27 protein-coding genes are annotated in these 26679 nt (G+C 71.5%); 17 read left to right on the forward strand and 10 right to left on the reverse strand.

Annotated elements, in window-relative coordinates:
- Positions 1-198 (forward strand): biotin/lipoyl-containing protein (locus AB0I10_RS33435; RefSeq protein WP_363156442.1); only part of this gene is annotated, 198 nt, incomplete at its 5' end.
- A gap of 84 nt (positions 199-282) precedes the next feature.
- Here AB0I10_RS33435 and AB0I10_RS33440 read toward each other — a convergent pair.
- A complete protein-coding gene (locus AB0I10_RS33440; RefSeq protein ID WP_363156443.1) occupies positions 283-1467 on the reverse strand; it encodes an alpha/beta hydrolase-fold protein in 1185 nt (394 codons plus the stop codon).
- Positions 1468-1539: 72 nt separating this feature from the next.
- Entirely contained in the window at positions 1540-1665 is a 126-nt protein-coding gene (locus tag AB0I10_RS33445; protein ID WP_363156444.1) for a hypothetical protein, read from the reverse strand.
- 207 nt (positions 1666-1872) lie between these two features.
- Here AB0I10_RS33445 and AB0I10_RS33450 point away from each other — a divergent pair, with 207 nt between their 5' ends.
- The gene (locus tag AB0I10_RS33450; protein WP_363156465.1) at positions 1873-2424 is read left to right on the forward strand and encodes a helix-turn-helix domain-containing protein; all 552 of its coding nucleotides are present in this window, start codon (positions 1873-1875) and stop codon (positions 2422-2424) included.
- A 70-nt stretch (positions 2425-2494) separates the two neighbouring features.
- Here AB0I10_RS33450 and AB0I10_RS33455 read toward each other — a convergent pair whose 3' ends face one another.
- Complete coding sequence (locus tag AB0I10_RS33455) at positions 2495-3478, reverse strand: DeoR/GlpR family DNA-binding transcription regulator (RefSeq protein ID WP_363156445.1); 984 nt, start codon at positions 3476-3478, stop codon at positions 2495-2497.
- A gap of 292 nt (positions 3479-3770) precedes the next feature.
- A complete protein-coding gene (locus AB0I10_RS33460; protein ID WP_363156446.1) occupies positions 3771-5216 on the reverse strand; it encodes an NAD(P)H-quinone dehydrogenase in 1446 nt (481 codons plus the stop codon).
- A 138-nt stretch (positions 5217-5354) separates the two neighbouring features.
- Here AB0I10_RS33460 and AB0I10_RS33465 point away from each other — a divergent pair, with 138 nt between their 5' ends.
- The 4 genes from AB0I10_RS33465 (at position 5355) to AB0I10_RS33480 (ending at position 10430) form a co-directional block, all read left to right on the forward strand.
- Positions 5355-5792 (forward strand): gamma-glutamylcyclotransferase, encoded by a 438-nt coding sequence (locus AB0I10_RS33465; protein WP_363156447.1) that lies wholly within the window; start codon positions 5355-5357, stop codon positions 5790-5792.
- Between the two features lie 164 nt (positions 5793-5956).
- Complete coding sequence (locus tag AB0I10_RS33470; protein ID WP_363156448.1) at positions 5957-6778, forward strand: purine-nucleoside phosphorylase; 822 nt, start codon at positions 5957-5959, stop codon at positions 6776-6778.
- A gap of 198 nt (positions 6779-6976) precedes the next feature.
- Complete coding sequence (locus tag AB0I10_RS33475; protein WP_363156449.1) at positions 6977-8662, forward strand: phospho-sugar mutase; 1686 nt, start codon at positions 6977-6979, stop codon at positions 8660-8662.
- 193 nt (positions 8663-8855) lie between these two features.
- Complete coding sequence (locus AB0I10_RS33480; RefSeq protein WP_363156450.1) at positions 8856-10430, forward strand: TIGR03086 family metal-binding protein; 1575 nt, start codon at positions 8856-8858, stop codon at positions 10428-10430.
- A gap of 75 nt (positions 10431-10505) precedes the next feature.
- Here AB0I10_RS33480 and AB0I10_RS33485 read toward each other — a convergent pair whose 3' ends face one another.
- Positions 10506-11138: a PH domain-containing protein gene (locus AB0I10_RS33485; RefSeq protein ID WP_363156451.1), complete on the reverse strand. Its 633-nt coding sequence runs from the start codon at positions 11136-11138 to the stop codon at positions 10506-10508.
- A gap of 190 nt (positions 11139-11328) precedes the next feature.
- Between AB0I10_RS33485 and deoC the strand changes: the two genes are divergently transcribed.
- From deoC to AB0I10_RS33500, 3 genes are read left to right on the forward strand one after another with little or no spacing between them, the layout of a single operon-like run.
- Positions 11329-12333: a deoxyribose-phosphate aldolase gene (gene deoC, locus AB0I10_RS33490; protein ID WP_363156466.1), complete on the forward strand. Its 1005-nt coding sequence runs from the start codon at positions 11329-11331 to the stop codon at positions 12331-12333.
- Between the two features lie 7 nt (positions 12334-12340).
- Positions 12341-13771: an aldehyde dehydrogenase family protein gene (locus AB0I10_RS33495; protein ID WP_363156452.1), complete on the forward strand. Its 1431-nt coding sequence runs from the start codon at positions 12341-12343 to the stop codon at positions 13769-13771.
- Positions 13764-14624: an aldehyde dehydrogenase family protein gene (locus AB0I10_RS33500; RefSeq protein ID WP_363156453.1), complete on the forward strand. Its 861-nt coding sequence runs from the start codon at positions 13764-13766 to the stop codon at positions 14622-14624. The genes AB0I10_RS33495 and AB0I10_RS33500 overlap by 8 nt, the downstream gene beginning before the upstream one ends.
- Positions 14625-14720: 96 nt before the next feature.
- Here AB0I10_RS33500 and AB0I10_RS33505 read toward each other — a convergent pair whose 3' ends face one another.
- Positions 14721-15131 (reverse strand): hypothetical protein, encoded by a 411-nt coding sequence (locus AB0I10_RS33505; RefSeq protein WP_363156454.1) that lies wholly within the window; start codon positions 15129-15131, stop codon positions 14721-14723.
- Positions 15132-15356: 225 nt separating this feature from the next.
- Here AB0I10_RS33505 and AB0I10_RS33510 point away from each other — a divergent pair, with 225 nt between their 5' ends.
- Entirely contained in the window at positions 15357-16007 is a 651-nt protein-coding gene (locus AB0I10_RS33510; RefSeq protein WP_363156467.1) for an ATP-binding protein, read from the forward strand.
- Between the two features lie 240 nt (positions 16008-16247).
- Here AB0I10_RS33510 and AB0I10_RS33515 read toward each other — a convergent pair whose 3' ends face one another.
- Positions 16248-17090, reverse strand: coding sequence for a SigE family RNA polymerase sigma factor (locus AB0I10_RS33515; RefSeq protein ID WP_363156455.1), 843 nt, complete (start codon positions 17088-17090; stop codon positions 16248-16250).
- A 228-nt stretch (positions 17091-17318) separates the two neighbouring features.
- Between AB0I10_RS33515 and afsQ1 the strand changes: the two genes are divergently transcribed.
- The 5 genes from afsQ1 (at position 17319) to AB0I10_RS33540 (ending at position 21471) form a co-directional block, all read left to right on the forward strand.
- Positions 17319-17996 carry a two-component system response regulator AfsQ1 gene (gene afsQ1, locus AB0I10_RS33520; RefSeq protein WP_181924064.1) on the forward strand — a complete coding sequence of 226 codons (678 nt, stop codon included), beginning with the start codon at positions 17319-17321 and terminating at the stop codon, positions 17994-17996.
- 140 nt (positions 17997-18136) lie between these two features.
- Entirely contained in the window at positions 18137-19813 is a 1677-nt protein-coding gene (locus AB0I10_RS33525; RefSeq protein WP_363156468.1) for an ATP-binding protein, read from the forward strand.
- Entirely contained in the window at positions 19810-20526 is a 717-nt protein-coding gene (locus tag AB0I10_RS33530; RefSeq protein WP_363156456.1) for a hypothetical protein, read from the forward strand. Before AB0I10_RS33525 ends, AB0I10_RS33530 begins: the two co-directional genes overlap by 4 nt.
- Positions 20527-20667: 141 nt before the next feature.
- A complete protein-coding gene (locus tag AB0I10_RS33535; RefSeq protein ID WP_363156457.1) occupies positions 20668-21219 on the forward strand; it encodes a VanZ family protein in 552 nt (183 codons plus the stop codon).
- A 45-nt stretch (positions 21220-21264) separates the two neighbouring features.
- Positions 21265-21471: a PspC domain-containing protein gene (locus AB0I10_RS33540; protein ID WP_363156458.1), complete on the forward strand. Its 207-nt coding sequence runs from the start codon at positions 21265-21267 to the stop codon at positions 21469-21471.
- Between the two features lie 124 nt (positions 21472-21595).
- Here the strand turns inward: AB0I10_RS33540 and AB0I10_RS33545 are convergent, their stop codons facing one another.
- On the reverse strand, positions 21596-21877 hold the full coding sequence (locus AB0I10_RS33545; RefSeq protein ID WP_363156459.1) for a hypothetical protein: 282 nt from the start codon (positions 21875-21877) through the stop codon (positions 21596-21598).
- Between the two features lie 139 nt (positions 21878-22016).
- The gene (locus tag AB0I10_RS33550; protein WP_363156461.1) at positions 22017-23177 is read right to left on the reverse strand and encodes an adenosine deaminase; all 1161 of its coding nucleotides are present in this window, start codon (positions 23175-23177) and stop codon (positions 22017-22019) included.
- 103 nt (positions 23178-23280) lie between these two features.
- On the opposite strand from AB0I10_RS33550, the gene AB0I10_RS33555 reads away from it, so the two are divergent.
- On the forward strand, positions 23281-24048 hold the full coding sequence (locus AB0I10_RS33555; protein WP_363156462.1) for an alpha/beta hydrolase: 768 nt from the start codon (positions 23281-23283) through the stop codon (positions 24046-24048).
- A 20-nt stretch (positions 24049-24068) separates the two neighbouring features.
- Here AB0I10_RS33555 and AB0I10_RS33560 read toward each other — a convergent pair whose 3' ends face one another.
- Complete coding sequence (locus tag AB0I10_RS33560; RefSeq protein WP_363156463.1) at positions 24069-25040, reverse strand: LysR substrate-binding domain-containing protein; 972 nt, start codon at positions 25038-25040, stop codon at positions 24069-24071.
- Between the two features lie 119 nt (positions 25041-25159).
- Between AB0I10_RS33560 and AB0I10_RS33565 the strand changes: the two genes are divergently transcribed.
- The gene (locus tag AB0I10_RS33565) at positions 25160-26476 is read left to right on the forward strand and encodes an MFS transporter (protein ID WP_363156464.1); all 1317 of its coding nucleotides are present in this window, start codon (positions 25160-25162) and stop codon (positions 26474-26476) included.
- Positions 26477-26679 lie beyond the last annotated feature (203 nt).

The following is a 26679-nucleotide window of genomic DNA, read 5'->3' on the forward strand; positions in this document are numbered from 1 at the left end:
CCGATGCAGGGCACCATCGTCAAGGTCGCGGTCGAGGAGGGCCAGCAGGTCGTCGAGGGCGAGCTCGTCGTCGTCCTGGAGGCGATGAAGATGGAACAGCCGCTCAACGCGCACCGCACCGGCACCATCAAGGGCCTGACCGCCGAGGTCGGCGCGGCCCTCACGTCCGGCGCCGTGATCTGCGAGATCAAGGACTGACGCGCGAGAGCGTTGCGCACCACGCGAGGGCGCCCGGCGGATCACCGCCGGGCGCCCTCGCGTATGCGCCCCATCGGACAGACCCTAGGAGTTCCCCACCACATCCTCCGGAAAGGTCAGCGACTTGCTCATCCACTGGAGCGCGGCGGGCAATTCGCGTCGCCAGGTGGCGAAGTTGTGGCTGCCGTGGTCGAGGACGATCGCATCGGCCTTCATCGGTGCCCTGACCGCGGCCAGGAACGCCTTGGCCGCCGGATAGTTCTTCTCGCCCGAGCGGCTGGTGCCGATCAGGACGTTCACCTGCGGCGTGGGCAGATGCTTCAGCCGCCACATCAGATCGTGCTCCTGGCGGCGGCGTATCCGGTCCTTGCCGTCGCCGAAGAGATTGCCGGTCGTGGGGTCGTTGGTGACCCGGTACTCGGGTGAGAGGGCCGCCGCCGAGGTGTACGTCCGGTCGTGCCGCATGGCCAGCTGGAGGGCGCAGCTGCCGCCGGAGGAGTAGCCCAGTACGCCCCAGCCGCCCGGGTCGTGGCCGACGCGGTAGTGCGACTTCAGCGCGTCCGGCACATCGCGTGCGAAGAACGTCTCGGCCTGCGGCCCGCCCGGGACGTCGACGCACTGGGTGTCGCGCGGCGGCGCGATGGTGGGCCGCAGCATCACGATGACGGTGGGCTGCATCCGGCCGCTGCGGATCAGCTGGGCGGCCGTCTGCGGCAGCCGCAGATGCTGCCCGAGCAGGAACGTCCCACCCGGGTAGCCGCTGAGCGCGACGATGACGGGGAACCGCTGGCGGGCGTACTGCGGCTGGAAGTACTGCGGCGGCAGATAGACGTACGCGGGGTCCACGGCCCGGGTCCGCTTGCCGACGATCCGTACGGTCTCGACCTTGCCCGCCATCTCGGGCGGTCCCTTCGGCAGCCCGTGCACCTTGTCCAGGCCCTCCGGGCCCGATGCCTGTATGAGGCCCTTGGACGGGTCCCCTGCGGGCCCGGCCGTACCCCCGTCGCCCCATTTGCCGAGGGCTTCCGGGGCGTCGTCGTACAGGCCCAGCAGCTCGTGCCAGGAGGCGTAGAACTGGAAGTTGGTGTTCACCGCGAGACCGAGCGCGGCGACGATGGTCAGCTGGGTGGCGACGATCGAGCCGAGCCGGCCCAGCAGGGCCCGTGGCCCGCGCCCGGCGAACCGTGGCCACAGCCAGAGGGTGAGCCCCACACAGACCACGGCGACCGCGGCCATGGCGTACAACAGCGACCGGCTGGTCAATCCCATGACGTTTCCCCAGATTCCCCACGACGTGTCCGCACGGCGGGATTCCCACGACGTGTACCGGCGCCTTCCGGATCAGCCCCGGAAGACCTCTTTGCGCCAGGTTTGATGGCTCTTGGGGGACGGGCGTTGCGGCCGCAGCGAGGTGTTCGGGTACGCGCCCACCAGGAGATGCCGGGCCTTCATCCGCCGTCCGTCCATCGTCCACCCGGCGCGGCGGCGGGGAGGGCACACGAAGATTCCGGAGGGATGCTCCGCTTGCGCAATGGCATCCTGGACCCACCGGACCGGGACCGGCCGGGTCGAGGGAGGACGGCGATGGCGACCGAGACGGCAGGACAGCGGCACGCGGGGCAGGGCTCGGTGGGGCACGCGCCGGCGGGCGCGCAGGGGCACGCCGTACGTCCCATGCGGGCCGATGCCCGCCGCAACTACGAGCGGCTGCTGACGGAGGCCCGTACGGCCTTCACGGAGCACGGCACGGACACCTCACTGGAGGACATCGCCCGCCGCGCCGGCGTCGGCATCGGCACCCTCTACCGGCACTTCCCCCACCGCACGGCCCTGATGGGCGCGGTCTTCCAGGGGGAGGTGGACGCGCTGCTGACGCACGCCAGGGAGCTGGCCGACGCGCCGCAGCCGTGCCATGCGCTGGTCGACTGGCTGCGCGCGATCATCACGCATGCCACCACCTACCGCGGCCTGTCGCGCGCGCTGATGGCGGCGTCGGTGGACGACAGCTCGGGGATGGCGCGGTGCAGCGTCCCGATGCGCGAGGCCGGCGCCGCACTGCTGACCCGCGCCCAGGAGGCCGGGGCGGTACGCCGCGATGTGAGCATCGGCGATCTGATGCAGCTGACGAACGGCATCGCCCTGGCCGCCGAGGAGTCCCCGGACGATCCGGAACTGGCCGACCGGCTGCTGACACTGACCCTGAGCGGGCTCAAGGCGGACCGTTAGGGCTACCGAGGCCTTCTAGGGCCTGTCCGACGGCTCAGGGCCGGACAGGCCCTAACAGCGCCCTGCCCCCTCAGCGTCTCCGCGGCGCCAGATCGGCGACCCGGCCGCCCGGCGCCTCCGACAAGGTGGCGGCCGGGCGCAGCTGTGGCGCCGAACCTGCGCCACCCGGCGGGTGGTTGCGCCGCTGGCCCGGCAGCGGCACATCCCGCCGGGGGCCCCGGCGGTCCGCCGCGCTCTCCGCGCCCAGTTGGCCCGAGCCCTGCCCTGCGCCCGGTCCGCCGGCGACGGCGATCTGCACACCCTGGTCGGCCAGGGCCTGCAACTCCGTCGCGGCCCGGTCGTCATGGCCCGGCGGCTCGTCCGTGACGAGCCGGGTGATCACATCCGTCGGCACCGTCTGGAACATCGTGTCGGAGCCGAGCTTGGTGTGGTCGGCGAGCACCACCACCTCCCCCGCCGCCTGCACCAGCGCCCGGTCGACGCTGGCGGAGAGCATGTTGGAGGTGGACAGCCCGCGCTCGGCGGTCAGGCCGCTGCCCGAGAGGAAGGCGCGGGACACCCGCAGGCCCTGGAGGGACTGTTCGGCACCGCTGCCGACCAGCGCGTAGTTGGATCCGCGCAGAGTGCCGCCGGTCATCACGACCTCGACGCGGTTGGCATGGGCCAACGCCTGTGCGACCAGCAGGGAGTTGGTGACGACGGTCAGGCCGGGGACGCGGGCGAGCCGGCGGGCCAGCTCCTGGGTGGTCGTTCCCGCGCCGACGACAATGGCCTCGCCCTCTTCGACGAAGCTCGCCGCGAGATCGGCGATGGCCGTCTTCTCCGCGGTCGCTAGATGGGATTTCTGCGGGAATCCGGACTCCCGGGTAAAGCCTCCCGGCAAGACCGCACCGCCGTGCCGGCGGTCGAGCAGCCCTTCCGCCTCCAGCGCCCGCACGTCCCGCCGTACGGTCACTTCGGAGGTCTGGACAACGCGGGCGAGCTCCCGGAGCGATACCGCTCCGTTGGCGCGCACCATTTCAAGGATCAATTGGCGACGTTCTGCAGCGAACACGAAACTGACAGTAACGCCAACGACCGTCTGTTTTCAGCAGGTTGCACCAATTAACGGAAGTTGTTCACGCCGCGCAGCGTGACGTGGTATGCATCGCGCATATGTCGAACTCACGGCCGACGTAGTCCGCTCGCCCCCTGGTCAGTACCTCCAGAGAGCCGTTCGAAACCGCCCCTCGGGGGTCCGGGCGGACTTCCGGCCTTGGGGGAACGTTTCATCCCAATTGCTCAGTAGGGGCACAAACATTCCCGCCGGCCTGTCCGTCGTCTGGCCGTGCCACCGCGGCCCGTGGCTACTCGTTCGCCGCCTTGCGCGTGTGCAGCTGGCGCGCGACCTCGGCGATCGAGCCGGAGAGCGACGGGTAGACCGTGAAGGCGCTGGCGATCTGCTCGACGGTCAGGTTGTTGTCGACCGCGATCGAGATGGGGTGGATCAGCTCGCTGGCACGCGGCGAGACCACCACACCGCCGACGACGATGCCCGTACCGGGGCGGCAGAAGAGCTTCACGAAGCCGTCGCGGATGCCCTGCATCTTGGCGCGCGGGTTGCGCAGCAGCGGCAGCTTCACCACCCGGGCGTCGATCTTGCCGCTGTCGACATCGGCCTGCGAGTAGCCGACGGTGGCGATCTCCGGGTCGGTGAAGACGTTCGCGGAGACGGTCTTGAGGTTCAGCGGCGCGACCGCGTCGCCGAGGAAGTGGTACATCGCGATCCGGCCCTGCATCGCGGCGACGGACGCCAGCGCGAAGACGCCGGTGCAGTCGCCGGCCGCGTACACGCCGGGGGCGGTGGTGCGGGAGACCTTGTCGGTCCAGATGTGGCCGGAGTCCTTGAGCTTGACGCCGGCCTCTTCCAGGCCGATGCCCGCGCTGTTCGGGATGGAGCCGACGGCCACCAGGCAGTGCGTACCGGAGATCGTCCGGCCGTCCGCGAGAGTCACCTCGACGCGGTCGCCGACGCGCTTGACCGCAGAGGCGCGGGAGCGGGCCATGACGTTCATACCGCGGCGCCGGAAGACGTCCTCCAGGACGGCGGCGGCGTCCGGGTCCTCGCCGGGCAGCACCCGGTCGCGGGACGAGACGAGGGTGACGCGGGAGCCGAGCGCCTGGTAGGCACCGGCGAACTCGGCGCCGGTGACGCCGGAGCCGACCACGATGAGCTCCTCGGGGAGCTCGTTCAGGTCGTAGACCTGCGTCCAGTTCAGGATCCGCTCGCCGTCCGGCAGCGCGTCCGGGATCTCACGGGGGTGCGCGCCGGTGGCGATCAGCACCGCGTCCGCGACCAGCGTCTCCTCGGAGCCGTCGGCGGCGGTCACCGTCACCCGGCGCGAGCCGTCCGGCGACTGGCCCGGCTCCAGCCGGCCGCGGCCGCGGGTCACCCGGGCACCGGCCCGCGTGACGGAGGCGGTGATGTCATGCGACTGGGCGAGCGCGAGGCGCTTGACGCGTCGGTTGACCTTGCCGAGGTCCACGCCGACGACACGCGCGGGGCGGTCGATGTGCGGCGTGTCGTCCTCGACGATGATGCCCAGCTCCTCGTACGAGGAGTCGAAGGTCGTCATCACCTCGGCCGTCGCGATAAGAGTCTTCGACGGCACGCAGTCGGTGAGCACCGACGCCCCGCCCAGACCGTCGCAGTCGACGACGGTCACCTCCGCGCCGAGAGAGGCGCCCACCAGGGCCGCCTCGTATCCGCCGGGTCCGCCACCGATGATCACGATCCGAGTCACGTACCCCATTGTCCCGCACGTCCGTACGTCGTTCGCTTCGGGGGCCGCTTCGTGTCCCTGCGGAGCCCGTTGGCGCGCCCGTCGGCCCCGCGCTGCGAACCGCCCGTACCACGGGCCCACCCGATAACCTCCCGTACCCTCGGAACCATGTCGCTCTACGCCGCGTACGCCGGCAACCTCGACGCGCGGCTGATGTCCCGCCGCGCACCGCACTCGCCGCTGCGCGGCACGGGCTGGCTCAACGGCTGGCGGCTCACCTTCGGCGGCGAGCAGATGGGGTGGGAGGGCGCCCTGGCGACGATCGTCGAGGCCCCCCGCTCCCAGGTTTTCGTCGCGCTCTACGACATCGCGCCCATGGATGAGGAGTCCATGGACCGCTGGGAGGGCGTGGGCCTGGACGTCTACCGCCGGATGCGGGTGCGGGTGCACACGCTCGACGGTGACGAGGCGGCCTGGGTCTATGTCCTCAACGGCTACGAGGGCGGTCTGCCGTCCGCCCGCTACCTGGGCGAGCTCGCGGACGCCGCGGAGTCGGCGGGCGCGCCGCACGACTATGTGATGGAACTCCGCAAGCGGCCCTGCTGACGCCGGGTCCCCGACAAGGGGGGTGCGCCCGGCCGGCCCCGTGCTCCGTACGGGTGGCGCGACGCGCCCGGGCGGAGATTCGTCGGAAGGCACAAGACAACGATCCGAGCACCGTGGGCACTGACATCTACGCGCGTAGGCTTTTAGCGGCTACGCTCGTCCGCGTGAACGCATCTGTTACCCCGGACATCGCGAGCGACCCGCAGGGCGCCGCCGACGCCGCCGCCGCGCGCCTGCGCGAGCTCACCGGCGCCGAGACCCACGACGTCGCCCTGGTCATGGGCTCCGGCTGGGCTCCGGCCGCCGAGGCTCTGGGCGCCCCCGAGCATGAATTCCCGGTCACCGAGCTGCCCGGCTTCCCGCCCCCGGCCGTCGCAGGACACGGCGGCAAGATCCGCTCGTACAAGGTCGGCGAGAAGCGTGCGCTGGTCTTCCTGGGCCGTACGCACTACTACGAGGGCCGCGGCGTCGCCGCCGTCGCGCACGGCGTCCGTACCGCCGTCGCCGCCGGCTGCAAGACCATCGTCCTCACCAACGGGTGCGGCGGTCTGCGCGAGGGCATGCGCCCCGGCCAGCCGGTCCTCATCAGCGACCACCTCAACCTCACCGCGACCTCCCCGATCGTCGGCGCGAACTTCGTCGACCTGACGGATCTGTACTCGCCGCGGCTGCGCGCGCTGTGCAAGGAGGTCGACGCGAGCCTGGAGGAGGGCGTCTACGCCCAGTTCCCCGGCCCGCACTACGAGACCCCCGCCGAGATCAAGATGATCCGGACCCTGGGCGCGGACCTGGTCGGTATGTCCACCGTCCTGGAGGCCATCGCGGCACGCGAGGCCGGCGCCGAGGTGCTCGGCCTGTCGCTGGTGACGAACCTCGCCGCCGGCATGACGGGCGAGCCGCTCAACCACGAAGAGGTGCTCCAGGCCGGCCGCGACTCCGCGACCCAGATGGGCAGCCTGCTCGCCCAGGTGCTCGGCAAGCTCTAAGGCCTGTCCGATGGGTCATGGCGGCCGGCGGCGGGTGCGCGACACCCGCCGGGCCGGCCTCCCGCCGTCGAGTGGCATTGGCCGGTTCGACCGCACGAAATCCGCGCGCACGGGGTAACCGCACCTCGTAGGCGCACCGGGCAGGCGTGCCGCGCAGCCGAGCGCGCCCCCACCCGCATCCACCGTCAGGAGCATCACGTGGCTACCGATCCCGCGGAGCTGACCAACCGGGCCGAGGCATGGCTGGCCGAGGACCCCGACCCGGAGACCCGGGACGAGCTGTCCAAGCTCATCGAAGGCGCCGACAACGCCGACATCAGCGCCGAGCTGGCCGCCCGGTTCGCCGGCACCCTCCAGTTCGGCACCGCCGGGCTGCGCGGCGAGCTGGGCGCGGGCCCGATGCGGATGAACCGCTCGGTGGTCATCCGTGCGGCGGCCGGCCTCGCCGCGTATCTGAAGTCCAAGGGCGACGGCGCGGGACTCGTCGTCGTCGGCTACGACGCGCGCCACAAGAGCGCCGAGTTCGCGCGGGACACCGCGGCCGTGATGGTCGGCGCGGGGCTGCGGGCCGCCGTGCTGCCCCGCCCGCTGCCCACCCCCGTACTGGCCTTCGCGATAAGGCACCTGGGCGCGGTGGCCGGCGTCGAGGTCACCGCCAGCCACAACCCGCCGCGCGACAACGGCTACAAGGTCTACCTCGGCGACGGTTCGCAGATCGTGCCGCCCGCGGACGGCGAGATCGCCGCCGAGATCGCGGCGATCGCCTCGCTGGACGACGTACCGCGGCCGGAGTCCGGCTGGGAGACCCTCGACGACGAGGTCCTGTCGGCCTACCTGGCGCGTACGGACGCCGTGCTGACCCCGGGCTCCCCCCGTGACACGCAGGTCGTCTACACGCCCCTGCACGGCGTCGGCCGGGAAACCCTCGTCGCCGCCTTCGCGCGGGCCGGCTTCCCCGCCCCGACGGTCGTCGCGGAGCAGGCCGAGCCGGACCCGGACTTCCCGACGGTCGCCTTCCCCAACCCGGAAGAGCCCGGTGCGATGGACCTTTCGTTCGCCACCGCCCGGTCCGTGGGCCCGGACATCATCATCGCCAACGACCCCGACGCCGACCGCTGCGCCGTCGCCGTCCCCGCCCCCGGCACGCAGGACGGCTGGCGGATGCTGCGCGGCGACGAGGTCGGCGCGCTGCTCGCCGCGCACCTGGTCAGCAAGCAGGCGACGGGAACCTTCGCGACCACGATCGTCTCCTCCCAGCTCATGTCCCGTATCGCCGCCGCCTCCTCGCTGCCCTACGAGGAGACGCTGACCGGCTTCAAGTGGCTGGCCCGGGTGGACGGTCTGCGGTACGCCTTCGAGGAGGCGCTGGGCTACTGCGTCGACCCGGAGGGCGTCCGCGACAAGGACGGCATCACCGCCGCCCTGCTGATCACCGAGCTGGCGGCAGAGCTGAAGCAGGCCGGCCGCACCCTCACCGACCTGCTCGACGACCTCGCGCTGGAATTCGGCCTGCACGCCACCGACCAGCTCTCGGTGCGCGTCGAGGACCTGTCGCTGATCGCCGACGCCATGCGCAGGCTGCGCGAGCAGCCGCCGACGGCGCTCGCGGGCCTGGCCGTGAGCAGCTCCGACGACCTGAACCAGGGCACGGAGACGCTGCCGCCGACCGACGGGCTGCGCTACTACCTGTCCGGTTCGCCGGAGTCGGGGGTGGAGGCCGGCCGGGTCGTGGTCCGTCCCAGCGGCACCGAGCCCAAGCTCAAGTGCTACCTGGAGGTCGTGGTCCCGGTGTCCTCGGCCCGGTCCCTGCCGGAGGCCCGCAGGCAGGCGGACGCAGCGCTGACGGCCATCAAAGCGGATCTGTCGGGGGCGGCGGGGATCTGACACCCGCCCGCACCGGAAACCGCGGCACTGCAAGCGCCCACCCCCTCGGGGGTGGGCGCTTGCAGTGCGCGGAGGGTTCGCCAGCGGCAAGGCAGGGTTCTTGCACGCGTCGGCACGCCGGGCCTGCGTAGGCAGACGGCATTGCGGACCCACGCTTGACTCTCCCACCATGGGAGATCCGAAAGTGGGCCGCATGCACGTCGACGACACGCAGTTGTGGGGCATCGGAGAGGTCGCGCGGAAGACGGGGCTGCCGGTGAAGCTCGTCCGGCACTGGTCGGACATGGGGGTCGTGCCGCCGGCCCGGCGGACGGCCTCCGGGTACCGCCGCTACGACGCGGGATCCGTAGCCCGTCTGGAGCTGGCACGGACCCTGCGGGACCTCGGGCTCGGCCTCCCGGCGATCCGTGACGTACTCGACCGCGAGCACACCTTGGCGGAGGTGGCCGCGGCCCACGTCGACGCGCTGGAGGCACAGATCCGTACGCTGCGCTCGCAGCAGGCGGTCCTGCGCTCCGTCACCCGCCGCGGAACCACTGCAGAAGGACTCGCCTTCGTGAACCGAACGGCCCGCCTGACCGCCGCCGAACGCCGCACCCTCATCCACGAGTTCGTGACGGACACCCTCGGAGACCTGGACGTACCGACCTACCGCCGCGGCCTGCTGGCCGCCACCCCGGAGCTTCCCGACCACCCCACGGACGAGCAGGTCGACGCCTGGATCGAACTGAGCGAGCTGGTGGTCGACCCCGCTCTGCGCTCCGGGATGCGCCGCATGGCGGAGTACGCCGCCGAGCACGCCCCCGGCGAACACGACGACGCCGCGCTCCGGGCCGTACAGCAGGTCGCCGACGACTGGATGGAGCGGGTGAACACGGCGATACGGGAGGGGATCGTTCCCGACTCACCGGCAGCCGACCCCGTCGTCGCAGCCATCGTCGCGTCCTGGCTCCCGACGCAGGCACACACCCGTGACGAGGTGCGCACCGACGACGCAGCGGCCCGGCGCCTGCTGCTGGAACAGCTCGAAGTCGCTTCCGACGTGCGCGTCGAGCGGTACTGGCAGCTGTTGTGCATCATCAATGGCCAACCCGTGCGGGCGAGTTCGAAAGCGGCCGGCGACTGGCTGATGACGGCGCTGCGTACCAACCCCGAACCCGGGGCGCGCGCCAAGGAGCTCGGCGCACTGTACGACGCCGGAGCCGACGCCTGGGAACCGGAAGGCCTGCTCGACGGCTGCGAGCGCGTGCTGCGCGCTGTGGGCGGCCTCGTCTCCGCCGTCACCCCAAGCATGTTCGACCGGTCGACGCCCTGCGCTGATTGGGACGTTCGCGCCCTGCTCAACCACCTGGTCTGGGAGAACCTACTGTGGGCCGGCCTCGCCAACGGCGCCCCGCGCTCCGACGTCACCGTCGACCACCTCGGCGAGGACCACGTCGAGGCGTTCCGCGCCGCCGCGCACAGCGCGCTGGACGCCTTCCGCCGCCCCGGAATGCTCGACCAGCGGTACGGTCCGGCCCCGGGCCGGCGTCTCGTCGAGCAGCTGGTCATCGAGATGCTGGTGCACGGCTGGGACCTGGCCACGGCGATCGGACACCCTCGCGACCTCGTGCCGGACCTCGCCGAGTCGGCACTCCCGGCGGTACGCGAGATCTACGGCAGCCTGCCCCGCACAGCGGGCGGCTCCTTCGCGACACCCCGGCCCCTTCTCGACGACGCGACAGCCCTTGACCGCCTGGCCGCCTACCTCGGCCGTGCCGTCACCTGATCAACCGCAGACCACGGGCACCGACCGCGCGCCACCGTCGAGGCGGTCCGCCCCGACGGCACCCCCAGCGGCCCCCTACAGCGCCAGCAGCACCGCCAGGCCGATCGCCCCCGCCACGCACGGCGCGATGATCTCGTACGCCCAGCGCACCGTCGGCTCGCCCTGGGCACTCTCGCTCTGGCCGGCCCGTTCCTTCATCTCACGCAGTTCGTCCATGGTCTGATCGACCGTCGCGCGCGGCGCCGGGCCCGCGTCGGAGGCCCCGAGGCCGAAGCCGCCCCGTGCGGACGCCTTCGCGCCGCGCTCCGCCCGCCGGTTGGCCTTCTTGCGCTGCCGCAGGGAGACCGGCACCGCCCACATCTGGTACTTCCCGCCGCTGGTGAACACCTCGGCGGAGAACGACGCCCGCAGGTTCTCCACCGCGCCCCAGGGCAGCGTGATCGTACGGAACGGATTGCGCACCACCAGCCGGTCCTCGCCGGCCCTGACCGTCGGCCGCAGGGTGAAGGCGACCACCAGCGGCACGAGCAGAAGCAGCGCGAACAACGCCGTGAGCTTGGTGTGCGCGTCGCCCTGCAGCACCGCGTCACCGCCGAGCCAGAGCGCGAGCACGAGCAGCAGCACGCCGCCGGCGAGGGCCGCGGGCGAGCGGTAGCTGCGCTCCGCGTTCTGCGTCTGTGGCGGGGTGGACCGTTCGGGGCTCGTCATGCCGCCGATTCTGCCTGACCGTCCGCATGCCGGACATTGCGTTACGGCATCTTTCGAACGGCGTGGCGAGGCCGCCACCGGCCCTGCGAGGCGGCCCGCCACCAGCACGAACCGGCTTCCCCCGGCCGGATTCGGACGTCCAGGGGGGATGACATTGCGCTACGCGCGTAGATATGCTCCCCTCGTGACCATGCCCATCACTGTTCCCGCATACGGCAAGGAAGCCGCGGGGCGTCTGGCGTCAATGGCGGACGTGACCGCCGACGACGGTGCGCTGCGCCGCTTCCTCCACGGCCTCCCGGGGGTCGACGCGGTCGGCCTGCAGGCCCGCGCCGCCACCCTCGGCACCCGCTCGATCAAGACGACGGCGAAGGCGTATGCCATCGATCTCGCCATCTCGATGATCGACCTGACGACCCTCGAAGGCGCGGATACCCCGGGCAAGGTCCGGGCGCTGTGCGCCAAGGGCATCCACCCGGACCCCACCGACCGCACCGCCCCCAAGGTCGCAGCGATCTGCGTCTACCCCGACATGGTCGCGACGGCCAAGGAGGCCCTGCTCAACGGCGGCGCTCCGGACATCCATGTCGCCTCCGTCGCCACCGCCTTCCCGGCGGGCCGCGCCGCGCTGCCGGTCAAGCTCGCCGACACCCGTGACGCGGTCGCGGCCGGCGCCGACGAGATCGACATGGTGATCGACCGGGGCGCCTTCCTCTCCGGCCGCTACATGGCGGTCTTCGAGGAGATCAAGGCCGTGAAGGAGGCGTGCGCCCGTCCCGATGGCAGCGCCGCGCACCTCAAGGTCATCTTCGAGACCGGTGAGCTCCAGACGTACGACAACGTCCGCCGGGTCTCCTGGCTCGCGATGCTCGCCGGCGCCGACTTCATCAAGACCTCGACCGGCAAGGTCGCCGTCAACGCCACCCCGCCCGTCACGCTGCTGATGCTGGAGGCCGTACGGGACTTCCACGAGGCCACCGGCGTGCAGGTCGGCGTGAAGCCGGCCGGCGGCATCCGTACGACCAAGGACGCCGTCAAGTACCTGGTCATGATCAACGAGACGCTGGACGAGCGCTGGCTGACCCCCGACTGGTTCCGCTTCGGCGCCTCCAGCCTCCTGAACGATCTGCTGATGCAGCGCCAGAAGCTCAGCACCGGCCGGTACTCCGGCCCCGACTACGTCACGGTGGACTGAGGCACCCATGACCTTCGAATACGCACCCGCACCCGAGTCCCGCTCGGTCGTCGACATCGCCCCGTCCTACGGCCTGTTCATCGACGGCGAGTTCGCTCCGGCCTCCGACGGCAAGGTCTTCAAGACCGTCTCCCCGTCGTCCGAGGAAGTCCTCTCCGAGGTGGCCCAGGGGAGCGCGGAGGACGTCGACCGCGCCGTGAAGGCCGCCCGTAAGGCCTTCGAGAAGTGGTCCGCGCTGCCCGGCGCCGAGCGCGCCAAGTACCTCTTCCGGATCGCCCGGATCATCCAGGAGCGCTCGCGCGAGCTGGCCGTCCTGGAGTCGCTGGACAACGGCAAGCCGATCCGCGAGTCCCGGGACGCCGACCTGCCGCTGGTCGCCGCGTACTTCTTCTACTACGCGGGCTGGGCCGACAAGCTCGACCACGCCGGCTACGGCCCGAACCCGCGCCCCCTGGGCGTCGCGGGCCAGGTCATCCCGTGGAACTTCCCGCTCCTCATGCTGGCGTGGAAGATCGCCCCGGCGCTGGCCACCGGCAACACCGTCGTCCTCAAGCCCGCCGAGACGACCCCGCTCTCCGCCCTCTTCTTCGCGGACATCTGCCGCCAGGCGGGCCTCCCCAAGGGCGTCGTCAACATCCTTACCGGCGACGGCTCCACGGGCGCCGAGCTGGTCGCGCACCCCGGCATCGACAAGGTCGCCTTCACCGGCTCCACCGAGGTCGGCAAGGCCATCGCCCGTACGGTCGCCGGCACCGACAAGAAGGTCACCCTCGAACTGGGCGGCAAGGCGGCGAACATCGTCTTCGACGACGCCCCGATCGACCAGGCCGTCGAGGGCATCGTCAACGGCATCTTCTTCAACCAGGGGCATGTCTGCTGCGCGGGCTCCCGCCTCCTGGTCCAGGAGTCCGTCGCCGAGGAACTCCTCGACTCCCTCAAGCGCCGGATGCGCACGCTCCGGGTCGGCGACCCGCTCGACAAGAACACCGACATCGGCGCCATCAACTCCGCCGAGCAGCTGGCCCGTATCACCGCGCTGGTCGAGGCGGGCGAGGCCGAGGGCGCCGAGCGCTGGGCGCCGGCCTGCGAACTCCCCACCTCCGGCTACTGGTTCGCGCCGACGCTGTTCACCGGTGTCACCCAGGCGCACCGCATCGCCCGCGAGGAGATCTTCGGCCCGGTGCTGTCCGTACTGACCTTCCGCACTCCGGCCGAGGCCGTGGAGAAGGCCAACAACACCCCGTACGGCCTGTCCGCCGGCATCTGGACGGAGAAGGGCTCGCGGATGCTCTGGATGGCGAACAAGCTCCGTGCGGGCGTCATCTGGTCCAACACGTTCAACAAGTTCGACCCGGCCTCGCCCTTCGGCGGCTACAAGGAGTCGGGCTTCGGCCGCGAGGGCGGCCGCCACGGTCTGGAGGCGTACCTCAATGTCTGATCGCCTGAGTGTGCTGAAGACCTACAAGCTGTACGTCGGGGGGAAGTTCCCCCGGTCCGAGAGCGGGCGGGTGTACGAGGTGACCGACTCCAAGGGCGAGTGGCTCGCCAATGCGCCGCTGTCCTCCCGCAAGGACGCCCGCGATGCGGTCGTCGCCGCGCGCAAGGCGTTCGGCGGCTGGTCGGGCGCCACGGCCTACAACCGCGGCCAGGTCCTCTACCGCGTCGCCGAGATGCTGGAGGGCCGCCGTGACCAGTTCGTGGCGGAGGTCGCGGCCGCCGAGGGGCTGTCGAAGCCGAAGGCCGCCGCCCAGGTGGACACCGCCATCGACCGCTGGGTCTGGTACGCGGGCTGGACCGACAAGGTCGCCCAGATCGCCGGCTCAGCCAACCCGGTCGCGGGCCCGTACTTCAACCTCTCCTCCCCCGAACCGACCGGTGTGGTCGCCGTCCTGGCCCCCCAGGAGTCGTCGTTCCTCGGCCTGGTGTCGGTCATCGCACCGGCCATCGCCACCGGCAACACGGTGGTCGTGGTGACGTCGGAGAACGCCCCGCTGCCCGCGCTGTCCCTGGCCGAGGTGCTCGCCACGTCCGACGTTCCGGGCGGTGTGGTCAACATCCTCTCGGGCCGCACCGCGGAGCTCGCGGCTCCGCTCGCCGCCCATCAGGACGTCAACGCGATCGATCTCGCGGGCGCCGACGCCGAGTTGGCGAAGTCCCTGGAGACGGCCGCGGCCGACAACCTCAAGCGCGTACTGCGCCCGGGGACGGCCGACTGGACCGCCGACCCGGGTACCGAGCGTCTGTTCTCTTTCCTGGAGACGAAGACGGTCTGGCACCCGATGGGCGTTTAGCGGACTTCTGTCGCCTTTCCGGCGGCTACGACCCGACAGTGCGGGGCCCCACCTTTACGGATGGGGCCCCGCACCGCTGTCCGAGCTCCCGGAGTGTCACCCCGGCATCAGCTTCGTGGCCGAGCCCACCACCGGCAGGTCCCCCACGGTCGCGCCCCGCGACACGGGGCCGGTCAGCGTCTTGGTGCTCACGGACTTGAAGTCGGCGATCTCGGTGCCCACATCGTTGTTCAGCGGGTCGACCGGGGTGTTGGCCAGCGGGTTGAGCTGCATTCCCCTGACCGCGCCGGGGGCGCCGTCGACGGACTTCCGCACGACGCCGGTCAGCGCGGACACGGTGCCGCCGGCGCCCTGGTCGGGGGCGGCCGTGGGCACGGGAGCGGTCGCCGCGCCCGCCGATGCCGTACCGCCCGCCGCCAGCGCCGCGCCGACCGCGGAGACCGCCAGGCCGGCGCGCAGCAGAGTGCGCGGGATGCGGCTGGGCTTGGGACGTACGTGAGAGACCATGTGCCACCTACCTGTATGTAATCGCTTGACTGCGAAGCGTAGTTGAGGGCATGGCGGGCGATCCACCTCCTACGCCAGGGGTAGCCCGCACGGCCCAATGCCCGACAATGGGTACCCGTGACCTCCCAGCGCCCTGCCCGGCAGTCCTCCCCCAAGCTCTCGGCTCCTCCCGCACCCTCGGCTTCGCCCGAGCGGGGGGACCCCCATGCGCAGGGAGCTGCCCCCATCCGCGTCGTCCTGTTGACCGGCCCCTCCGGCTCCGGCAAGACGTCCCTGGCCGCCCTGACCGGCCTGCCCGTCCTCAACCTCGACGACTTCTACAAGGAGGGCACGGACCCGACGCTGCCGCAGCTGCCGGACGGCGGCGGCGCCGACTGGGACTCCCCGCTCTCCTGGGACGCCGGTGCCGCACTCGCCGCGATCGAGTCGCTGTGCCGTACGGGACGAACCTCCGTCCCGGTGTACGACATCTCCGTCAGCGCCCGCGTCGGCGAAGCCGGGCTCGACATCGGCGACGCCCCGCTGTTCATCGCGGAGGGCATCTTCGCGGCCGATGTCATAGCGGACTGCCGCGCCGCGGGGCTGCTGGCCGACGCGCTGTGTCTGCGCGGGCGCCCCACCACGACCTTCCGCCGGCGGCTGATCCGGGATCTGCGCGAGGCCCGCAAGTCGCCGCCGTATCTGGTGCGTCGCGGACTGCGGCTACTGCGCGCCGAGCGGTCGGTCGTCGCCCGCCACAGCGCGCTGGGCGCGCACCCGTGCGCCAAGCCGGAGGCACTGGCGCGCATATCGGCCGCGCGGATGGGGGTACCTCCCTGTTCGAGCGACGTCGAGAGCTTGGGGGACGACGCTCTCGGCGAGACCGTACGTTCCTGAATCCGTACGTTCCTGAATCCGGCCCTGGATCCGGCGCCGGCAAGGGATGCCGTGGCAGCACGAAGAAGCGGGCTCGGACAGACCCCCCGGCCGTCCGAACCCGCTTCGTTCCCCCGTGCTCCCCCTACTTCCCCCTCCCCCGTACTTCCCCCGTGTCCCCCGATACGCCCGGCTTCGTGGAGCCCCCCAGCTCCGCCGGTTCCCCCGTATCCCCGTCCCCTCGGGTATTTCCCCCTGTCCTCAGGCCACCAGCTCGCCGAAGGACTCTTCCTCGTCACGTCCGAAGCTGAGGACCTCGTCCTCGCGCAGCCGGCGCAGGGCGCGCCAGATGCTCGACTTCACCGTGCCGACACTGATGTTGAGGATGTCCGCGATCTCCGGGTCCGTACGGCCCTCGTAGTAGCGCAGCACCAGCATCGTGCGCTGCGTCTCGGGCAGCCGGGCCAGCGCCTGCCAGAGCACGGCGCGCAGTTCGGTGCCGCGCATCGCGTCCACGTCGCCGGCGGTCTCCGGCAGTTCCTCGGTCGGGTATTCGTTGAGCTTGCGCCGGCGCCAGGCGCTGATGTGCAGATTCGTCATCGTGCGCCGCAGATAGCCGCCCAGCGCCGCCTTGTCGCTGATCCGGTCCCATGCCCGGAAGGTCGAGAACAGCGCGCTCTGCAGCAGGTCCTCGGCCTCGAAGCGGTCACCGGTCAGGTGGTAGGCGGTGGCGTACAGGGAGGCCCGGCGCTCCTGGACGTAGGCGGTGAAGGCCGCTTCGGCCTCGGCCGCCTCCGACGCGGAGCGCCGTTCCCCCGTGCCCTCCCTGTACTGCCGTTCCCGGGGGTTCTCCCCGTTTTTTCCCCCGTGGCCCGTGTTTCCCCCGTGGGCCCCGCTGTTTCCCCCCACCGTCGCGTCGACGGCCACCATGAAAGGCGGACGCAGACGCCCGGTGCCGCGAGCGCACCCCCGTCCTCCCCCAAGCTCTCGGCTCCGCTCGAGCAGGGAGGTACCCCCATCCGCACCGGACTTCTCGCAGGCACGGCCGACGTCATGGAGACGCGTGATAACTGCGCTGGTGGTGGTGCCGTGCAGTGTGTTCATCTCGCGCCCCCCGTCGGTTGAGCCAGCTCGTTCGGTGTGTCGCCGGGCGTTGATCTCTCCCGGTGCCCAAAAGACTGCCAACCCAGTTTCATCGCGTTGTCCGCCGACTGTCACAGGCCTGTCACAGGGCCCGGCGGAGTGCGACACGAGGGCCTCGCGGGTGCGCGCCTTGTATAGGAGGGCACCACTGGTCGATGTCCTGGCATCCCATGGGCCAGAATGGCGGACGTGCCTTTCCTGTTGCTGATCGAGGACGACGACGCCATCCGCACGGCCCTCGAACTCTCGCTGTCGCGCCAAGGTCACCGTGTGGTGACCGCGGCGACGGGCGAGGACGGCCTGAAGCTGCTGCGTGAGCAGCGCCCGGACCTGATCGTGCTGGATGTGATGCTGCCGGGCATCGACGGTTTCGAGGTGTGCCGGCGGATCAGGCGTACGGACCAACTGCCCATCATCCTGCTCACCGCGCGCAACGACGACATCGACGTCGTGGTGGGTCTGGAGTCGGGCGCGGACGACTATGTCGTCAAGCCGGTCCAGGGGCGGGTGCTGGACGCCCGGATCAGGGCGGTGCTGCGCCGTGGGGAACGCGAGTCCAACGACTCGGCGACCTTCGGCTCTCTGGTGATCGACCGGTCGGCGATGACGGTCACGAAGAACGGCGAGGACCTGCAGCTGACGCCCACCGAGCTGCGGCTGCTGCTGGAGCTGAGCCGCCGGCCCGGACAGGCGCTGTCCCGGCAGCAGTTGCTGCGGCTGGTGTGGGAGCACGACTATCTCGGCGACTCGCGCCTGGTGGACGCCTGTGTGCAGCGGCTGCGCGCGAAGGTGGAGGACGTACCGTCCTCGCCGACCCTGATCCGTACGGTCCGCGGCGTCGGCTACCGGCTGGACTCCCCGCAGTGACGGAACGTTCCTCGGGCCGTACGACCGATGACAGGACTGCCGATGACAGGGCGGCCGACGGCGGGACGACCGACGGCAGGGCGGCCGACGGCCGGGGTGACGCCGCCGAGGCAGGCGGCGGTGGCAAGCCCCGGCTGCTGATGCGGCTGTTGCGCCGCACCTCCGGGCTGCTGCGCTGGACCAGCCTGCGGCTGCGGCTGGTCGTCGTCTTCGCGCTGGTCGCGCTGACGGCGGCGGTCTCCGCGTCCGGCATCGCGTACTGGCTCAACCGCAACACCGTCCTGGACCGCACCCAGAACTCGGTGCTCAAGGACTTCCGCAAGTCACTGGAGGACAGCACCCGTTCGCTGCCGCAGCGGCCTCGGTGCGCCGAACTCCAGGACGCCGCACGGCAGATGGCGGGCGGGCCGCAGAACTACACGGTGCTGCTGATCGGCGTGGACCGCGAGGGCAAGGACTGTGCGGCGACCACGAACAAGGACCTGCTGACCCTCAAGACGGTGCCCAAGTCGCTGCGTGCCGCGGTCAACGAGGTGCGCAAGGTCGACGAGTCGAACCGCTATCCGCACCATCTGTACTGGCAGCGCGAGGAGTTCGGGGACGTCCCCTATCTCGTCGCCGGGGCGAAGGTGATCGGCGGCGGCCCGACCGGCTACATGATGAAGTCGCTGGCCGCCGAGCGGCAGGACCTCAACTCGCTGGCCTGGTCGTTGGGGATCGCGACGGCGCTCGCGCTGGTCGGCTCGGCGCTGCTGGCGCAGGCCGCCGCGACGACCGTGCTGCGGCCCGTCCAGCGGCTCGGGCACGCGGCGCGGCAGCTCGGCGAGGGCCGCCTCGACACCCGGCTGCGGGTGACCGGCACGGACGAACTCGCCGACCTGTCCCGGACGTTCAACCGTACGGCGGAGCGGCTGGAACAGCGCGTCGAGGAGCTGAGCGCGCGCGAGGCGTCGTCCCGGCGGTTCGTCGCCGACATGTCGCACGAGCTGCGGACGCCGCTGACGGCGATCACCGCGGTCTCGGAGGTGCTGGAGGAGGAGTCCGAGTCCCTCGACCCGATGATCGCGCCCGCCGTGCAGCTGGTGGTCAGCGAGACCCGGCGGCTGAACGACCTCGTGGAGAACCTGATGGAGGTCACCCGCTTCGACGCGGGGACGGCGCGCCTGGTGCTGGACGATGTCGATGTCGCGGACCAGGTGACCGCCTGTATCGACGCGCGGGCCTGGCTGGACGCGGTGCATCTGGACGCGGACCGCGGCATCGTGGCCCTCCTGGACCCGCGGCGGCTCGATGTGATCCTGGCGAATCTGATCGGGAACGCGCTGAAGCACGGCGGCTCGCCGGTACGGGTGTCCGTACGGACCGAGGGCGCGCCGGGCGACGGAGCGGGCGGCGGGGCCGCGGAGGCGTCCGCCGGTGGGCGTGAGCCGGAGCGGCCGGACGCCGGGCAGCCGGCCCGGGACGCGGGCCGGGCCGGGGGCGGCGATCTGGTGATCCGGGTACGGGACCACGGCCCCGGTATCCCGGAGGAGGTCCTGCCGCATGTCTTCGACCGCTTCTATAAGGCGAGCGCCTCCCGGCCGCGGTCGGAGGGCAGCGGTCTCGGCCTGTCGATCGCGCTGGAGAACGCGCATATCCACGGCGGCGAGATCACCGCGGCCAACCTGCCCGAGGGCGGCGCGGTGTTCACCCTGCGGCTGCCGATGGACGCGTCCCGCCTGGCGGACGACGGCGGCAGCCGGCGGGACGGCGGTGCCCCGCAGGAGCGCGGCGGCGCGTCCCGCGCGGCCGACGAAGGCACGGAGGACGACCGATGACGCGGACCGGTTTCAGCTGGTGCGTTCCCACCCGGGGCGGCGTCCGCGCCCCGGGCACGGAACCGGCCCGGAGGTCCGCCCGTACGTGGCAGCGCACCGCCGCCGTCGCGGCCCTCGCGCTGGCCGCCGCGGGCTGCGGCATCCGGGGCACCTCCGTCCCGGTCGACGCCGGCGGCGCGCCGTCGCGGGTGAGCTGCAAGGTCCCCGCCGGCGATGCGGCACCGACGGCCCCCGATCGCGTGCGGGTCACCGTCTATCTCGTGTGCAGTTCGACGCTCGCCCAGGTGGAGCGGACCGTGTCCCCGCCCAAGGGCGTACCGGCCGCCGCGCGCCTGAAGGCCGCCCGTACGCTGCTGACCGAGCTGCAGAAGCAGCCCTCGCCGACCGAGGACGAGGCCGGGTTCAGCAGCGCGGTGCCCGAGGACCTCACGGTCGAAGGTCCCCGTAAGGGCGATCCGGCGGACGCGCTGCGGCTGAGCATCCGGCCGGACGATCTGCCGTCCTTCGCGCTGGCGCAGCTGGTCTGCTCGTACGGCGCGGACCCGGCGCTGGGCCGTACTCCCCTGAACGGGGCGGCGGGACCCCCATCGGCGGTGCTGGGCGGCCCCGGCGACGACGTGCCGCAGCACTACGACTGCTCCGCCGATGTGCTGGCCAACCCGGACATCGCGCAGAACGCGGGCTGGGGCGATCCGCTGTCCCGGAAGGGCTAGCCGAGCAAGTCCAGGGACAGAGGACTTTCTCGGCCAGGGTCTGGCCGGTGGATCAGGGCCGGAAAGGCGCCGGAAGCCATCCGGCCAAGACGGGCGCAACAGGGCGGAACCGCGGCCCCCGCTACCGGCGTCCTGGCCTTTGTGCAGCGTCATGGTCCCGGCGGCACCGCCGCCCTCCGTTTGCGCGCCACCGGACTTCTCCTCCTTGTGGCGCATCTGATGATCGTCGGCTGGCTGATGCTGCGGCCCCGTACGGTCCCATGGGTGCCCGCGCCGAACCTTGAGCCGCTGGCGTCGATCAGCGCCGAGCTGGCGCGCGGCCCGTGGGAGGCCGTGACGAGCCTGAGCGGCCCGGTGCTGCTGCTGGCGCCTCTCGGGATACTGCTCCCCATGTCGGCCGGGCGGCTGTACGCCTCCCCGGTGGCGTCCCTGGCCCGCACGGTCTTCGCCGGCGCGATGATCGCGCTGGCCGTCGAGCTGCTGCAGACCGGGGTGCCGGGCCAGGTCCCGGACGTCGACACGGTGCTGCTCAACACCGTCGGGGTGGCGGTGGCCCACCTGGCCGTCGTACCTAGGTGCCGGTCCCGGCTACGCCGCCGGTACGAGCATCTCGGGGATGCGACCCCGAAGATCCCCAGGGTCGAACTAACCCCGCAGGCTGACGTTCTCTCCGGCTTCCGGACCTACCTTTGAGACATCGGGGCAAACGCCCCACAGAGTCGAAAAGGAGTCGTCCTCATGGCCGCCGCACTGGTCCGCCCTCGCAACAACCGAATGATCGCCGGAGTGTGCGCGGGCCTGGCCCGTCGCTTCGGTACGACCCCGACGACCATGCGCGTGATCTTCGTGCTCTCGTGCCTGCTGCCGGGCCCGCAGTTCCTCCTCTACCTGGCGCTGTGGATACTCCTCCCCTCCGAGAAGGACAGCCACGCCGCCGCCTGGTAGCCGAGCCCCGCGTCGCGGCCCGGCGCGCGGACGTCGTGCACGGACATGACAGCGCCCCGGCCGTACGCGATGCGGCGTACGACCGGGGCACGGTCAAGTGTCCGTTCCCTGGGGGACGGACAGCTCAGCCGATTCCGCCGACGGGGAGGGTGGTGACGGGCGGCAGGCCGCCGAGCAGCTGGTTGCCCTTCGTCTTCGGCGTGACCTTGACGGGACCGGTCGCCGGCTTGGCCTTGTTGGTGGCCCCGCTCAGGGCCTTGGTGGCCTGACCGGGCAGGCTGTTCACCACGCCGGTGGCGTCGGCTCCGTCGAGCGCCGGGGCAGCGGCGGCGGTGCCCGCGGCGGTGGCGGCGAAGGCGGCACCGAGCGCGACGGCACCGAGGGTCTTAATGGTTCCCTGCTTCATCGAAATACGTCCTCGTGATGGGGGTTTTACCGACTCGAAAACCTAGTGATGCGGCCCCCGTCGCCGCAATCAGCCACGGCCGAAGAAAAACGGCCGGTGGACAATCCACCGACCGTTTTGCTAAACCCCGCGAGATCGCTTACTCAGCGTCAGAACGCCTGATGACAGCGGGTGTTGCGCCCGCGTGACGGAACAGCCACTCGGCGCGCAGCTCCGCATATCCGGGCTTGATCACGTCATTGATCATGGCCAGACGTTCGTCGAAAGGAATGAACGCCGATTTCATCGCATTGACAGTGAACCACTGCATGTCATCGAGCGTGTACCGGAATGTCTTGACCAGGTGCTCGAATTCCCGGGACATGTTCGTACCGCTCATCAGCCGGTTGTCGGTGTTGACCGTGAGCCGGAACTGCAGGCGGCGCAGCAAACCGATGGGGTGCTCCGCGTAGGACGTGGCGGCGCCGGTCTGGAGGTTGGAGGTGGGGCACATCTCCAGCGGGATGCGCTTGTCCCGCACGTACGAGGCGAGCCGGCCGAGCTTGACCGAGCCGTCCTCGGCGACCTCGATGTCGTCGATGATCCGGACGCCGTGGCCGAGGCGGTCGGCGCCGCACCACTGGAGCGCCTGCCAGATGGAGGGCAGACCGAAGGCCTCACCGGCGTGGATGGTGAAGTGGTTGTTCTCCCGCTTGAGGTACTCGAACGCGTCGAGGTGGCGGGTGGGCGGGAAGCCGGCCTCGGCACCCGCGATGTCGAAGCCGACGACGCCGAAGTCGCGGTAGCGGTTGGCGAGTTCGGCGATCTCCAGGGCGCGGGCGGCATGCCGCATGGCGGTCAGCAGGGCGCCGACGCGGATGCGGTGGCCGTTGGCGTGGGCCCGGCGCTCACCCTCGCGGAAGCCCTCGTTGACGGCCTCGACGACCTCTTCGAGGGTCAGCCCCTGCTCCAGGTGCTGCTCGGGCGCATACCTGACCTCGGCGTAGACCACGCCGTCGGCTGCCAGGTCCTCGGCGCACTCGGCGGCGACCCGCAGGAGGGCTTCCTTGGTCTGCATGACGGCGCAGGTGTGCGCGAAGGTCTCCAGGTAGCGCTCCAACGACCCGGAATCGGCGGCCTCGCGGAACCAGATCCCGAGCTTTTCGGGGTCGGTTTCGGGGAGTCCCTCGAATCCCGACTCGCGGGCGAGGTCGACGATGGTGCCGGGGCGGAGGCCGCCGTCAAGGTGATCGTGGAGGAGCACCTTGGGGGCACGGCGGATCTGTTCACTGGTCGGAAGGTTGGTGGTCTCGCTCGTCATTTCGGCACTCTAGCCCCTACGCGCGTAGATCTCACCGAACGATACGTAACAGTGACCCGTCCACAGGGTGGCGCGCACCCCACCTTCTGCCATCGTTCTCGTCATGGCTCAGCAAGCGCTGCCGGTGCGTGAGGCCCGGCTGGGAAGACCGCTGGGAACAACCAGGGCGGAGAAGACGGTGAGCGGCGTCGCGCTCTTACTGCCGGAGGGCGGGCCGACGGGGGTCCGGCGCCCATCCCCCCTCCCGGCGCTGGCCGCCCGCCCGCTCGCGGTCCGGCTGGCGAAGGCGGGCCGCCCCGAGGGCCTGGCCGCGCATGTGCTGCACTACCGCTGCCGCGGCTGGAACGGCGCGGCGGCCCATCCGGCGCGGGACGCGACCTGGGCCCTGGACGAGGTGGTGCGCCGCTACGGCGATGTGCCGGTCTGCCTCGTCGGTACGGGCATGGGTGCCCGCGCCGCCCTGCACGCCGCCGGGCATCCGGCCGTCAACTCCGTGCTGGCGCTGGCCCCGTGGCTCCCCGGCCCCGGCCCGGACCCCGAGGAGCCCGAGCCGGTGAAGCAGCTCATCGGCCGCCAGGTCCTGCTGGTGCACGGCACCAACGACGAGCGCAACGACCCCGACCTCTCCTACCGCTACGCCCAGCGCGCCAAGAAGGTCAACCGCGACATCTGCCGCTTCGAGGTGCACTCCGACGGCCACTCGATGCACCAGCACCGCGCCGAAGTCCTGGCGCTGGCGTCCGACTTCATGCTCGGCTCGCTGTTCGCACGGGACTTCTCCCGCCCGGTGAAGGACGCCCTGGCAGCGCCGCCGCCGCTGGGCCTGAGGATGCCGCTGGCTTCGGGCTTCGGAGCGTCGTTACGGCACTGAGGGCACCGTCGCCCGCACCCTCACCGCGGCAGCAGCAACCCCCGCCGGCTCAGCAGGAACTTCTTGAACGCGGCTACCGGCGGTGTGTCCGCATGGCCGTCCAGCCAGGCCACGCCGATCTCCCGGACCGCGCGCGGCGCCGTCACGGTCAGCTCGGCGACCCCGGGCCGCGGCACGGCCGGCGGCGGCAGCAGCGCCACGCCCAGTCCGGCCGCGACCAGACCGCGCAGCGTCTCGGCCTCCTCCCCCTCGAACGCGACCCGCGGCGTGAACCCCGCCTCCGCGCACAGCGCGTCGGTGATCCGGCGCAGCCCGTAGCCCGGTTCGAGGGTGACGAACAGTTCGGTGGCGGCCTCCGCGAGCCGGATCCGCTTGCGGCGGGCCAGCGGATGGTCGTCGGGGACGACGAGCCGGAGCTTCTGCTCGTCGAGCCGGCGGGCGACCAGGTCCGGGTAGTCCGGGACCGGCGAGGTCAGACAGAGGTCGAGGTCACCGGCGCGCAGCCGCTCGATCATCGCCTCGCCGTAGTTCTGCACGAGCTGGAAGCGGACGCGGGGGTGGTCGGCGCGGAACGTGCGGATCAGGCCGGGGACGGTCTCGGAGCCGAGGGTGTGCAGAAAGCCGAAGGCGACCTTGCCGGCGCCGGGGTCGGCGTCGGCGCGTACCGACTCGGTGGCGCGCTCCAGATCGGTCAACGCGCGTTCGGTGGCGGCGAGAAAGGCACGTCCGGCCGGGGTGAGCGAGAGGGTACGGCCGTGTCGGGCGAAGAGGGCGATGCCGAGGTCGTCCTCCAGCCGGACGATGGCGCGGCTGAGGGTCGGCTGCGGCATCCCGAGCTCCTGTGCGGCGCGGGTGACATGCTCGTACCGCGCGACGGCGGTGAACTGGGCGAGGCGCGGCGCGAGCGTGGACGCCCACGAGCCGACGCCCAGCTCCACCGCCTCTCCCCTGTCGGCCGGGCGGGCGTTCAGGGAGGCACTCTGTTCCGGCATGTCTTTTCTGTTGCGAGGTTGCGACAGAGCCGCCCGTGAACTGGGATCATGTGTCACAGCATTGATTATGCCGTTTCCATGCATTGGACGCATGAAAAACCTGGGCCTACCTTCGAAGCATGCCTCCCGCTGATACCGGGGCGTCCGTCACCGACCGTGCGGCCGCCTCTCCCAAGTCGTCCACAGACACCTCTTCCACCGCCGCTGCCGTCGACCCCGAGTCCGGCAAGCTGCACCCGGGCGGCCCCGGCTACCGCCGGATGAGCTTCGCCCTCTTCGCCGCCGGAGTCGCCACCTTCGCGCTCCTCTACTCCACGCAGGCCCTGCTGCCCGCCATCTCCGGGGACCTCGGGGTGACGCCGGATCAGGCCAGCTGGACGGTGTCGGCGGCCACCCTCGGCCTGGCGCTCGGCGTGATCCCGCTGAGCGCGGTCTCCGAACGCTTCGGCCGGCGCACCATGATGACCGCGTCCCTCTCCGTCGCCGCGCTGATCGCGATGCTGGTGCCGTTCGCACCGTCGCTCGGCTGGCTGATCGCGCTGCGCGCCGTCCAGGGCGTGGCGCTGGCCGGGCTGCCGGCCTCGGCGATGGCCTTCCTGGCCGAAGAGGTACGCGCAAAGGCGCTGGTGGCTGCCATCGGCCTGTTCGTGGCGGGCAACAGCATCGGCGGGATGTCCGGACGGATCGTCACCGGCTGGGTGGCCCAGGCCTGGGGCTGGCGGGCCGCGCTCGGTGCGGTGGGACTGCTGGCCGTGGTGTGCGCGGTGGCCTTCCGGCTGCTGGTGCCCAAGGCCCGTCACTTCGCGTCCCGTTCGGTCGGCCCCCGGGTGCTGGCACGCGCCCTCGGCGGCCACCTCGCCGACCCGCTGCTGCGGCGTCTGTACGGCATCGGCGCGCTCTTCATGACGGTCTTCGGCGCGGTCTACACCGTCATCGGCTACCGCCTGGTCGCCGCGCCGTTCAACCTCCCGCAGGGCATCGTCGGTTCGATCTTCATCGTCTACCTGGTCGGTACGGCCTCGTCGGCCGCGGCGGGCACGCTGGTCGGCCGGATGGGCCGGCGCGGCGCGCTCTACCTGGCGGTCGGCGCGACGTCCGCGGGTCTGCTCCTCACCCTCGCCCAGTCCGTCGTCGCGGTCCTGGCCGGTCTGGTCCTGATCACCGCCGGCTTCTTCGCCGGTCACGCGGTCGCCTCGTCGTCGGTCAGCCGCACCGCCAAGACGGCCCGCGCCCAGGCGTCGGCCCTCTACCAGTGCGCGTACTACGTCGGCAGCAGCCTGGGCGGCGCGCTCGGCGCCGCGGCCTTCCACGCCGCCGGCTGGGACGGCACCGTCCTCCTCGGCCTGGCCGCGATGGTAGGCGCCGCCGGGATCACCCTGTACGCCACCCGCAAGGCCGTGGTCGAACGCCGCCTCCTCCACTTGGAGAAGGCCTGACGCTGCGCTTTGCCTGGGCCGGCTTGGTTGCGCGCCGTTTTCGGCTGCCCCGCCGTCCGCTGCGCTTTGCCTGGGCCGCGTCTTTGACTGTCCCGCCGTGGTGGTTTGTCGCCGTTGCGCCTGCGGCGGGCGTGGTTTTTCGGGTGCGGTGACAGCCCTCCGGACTCCGTCCTGCGGGCTGTCCCCTCCCGTGGGTGGGTGGA

This window comes from Streptomyces sp. NPDC050636 (assembly GCF_040654775.1).
Classification (GTDB): domain Bacteria; phylum Actinomycetota; class Actinomycetes; order Streptomycetales; family Streptomycetaceae; genus Streptomyces.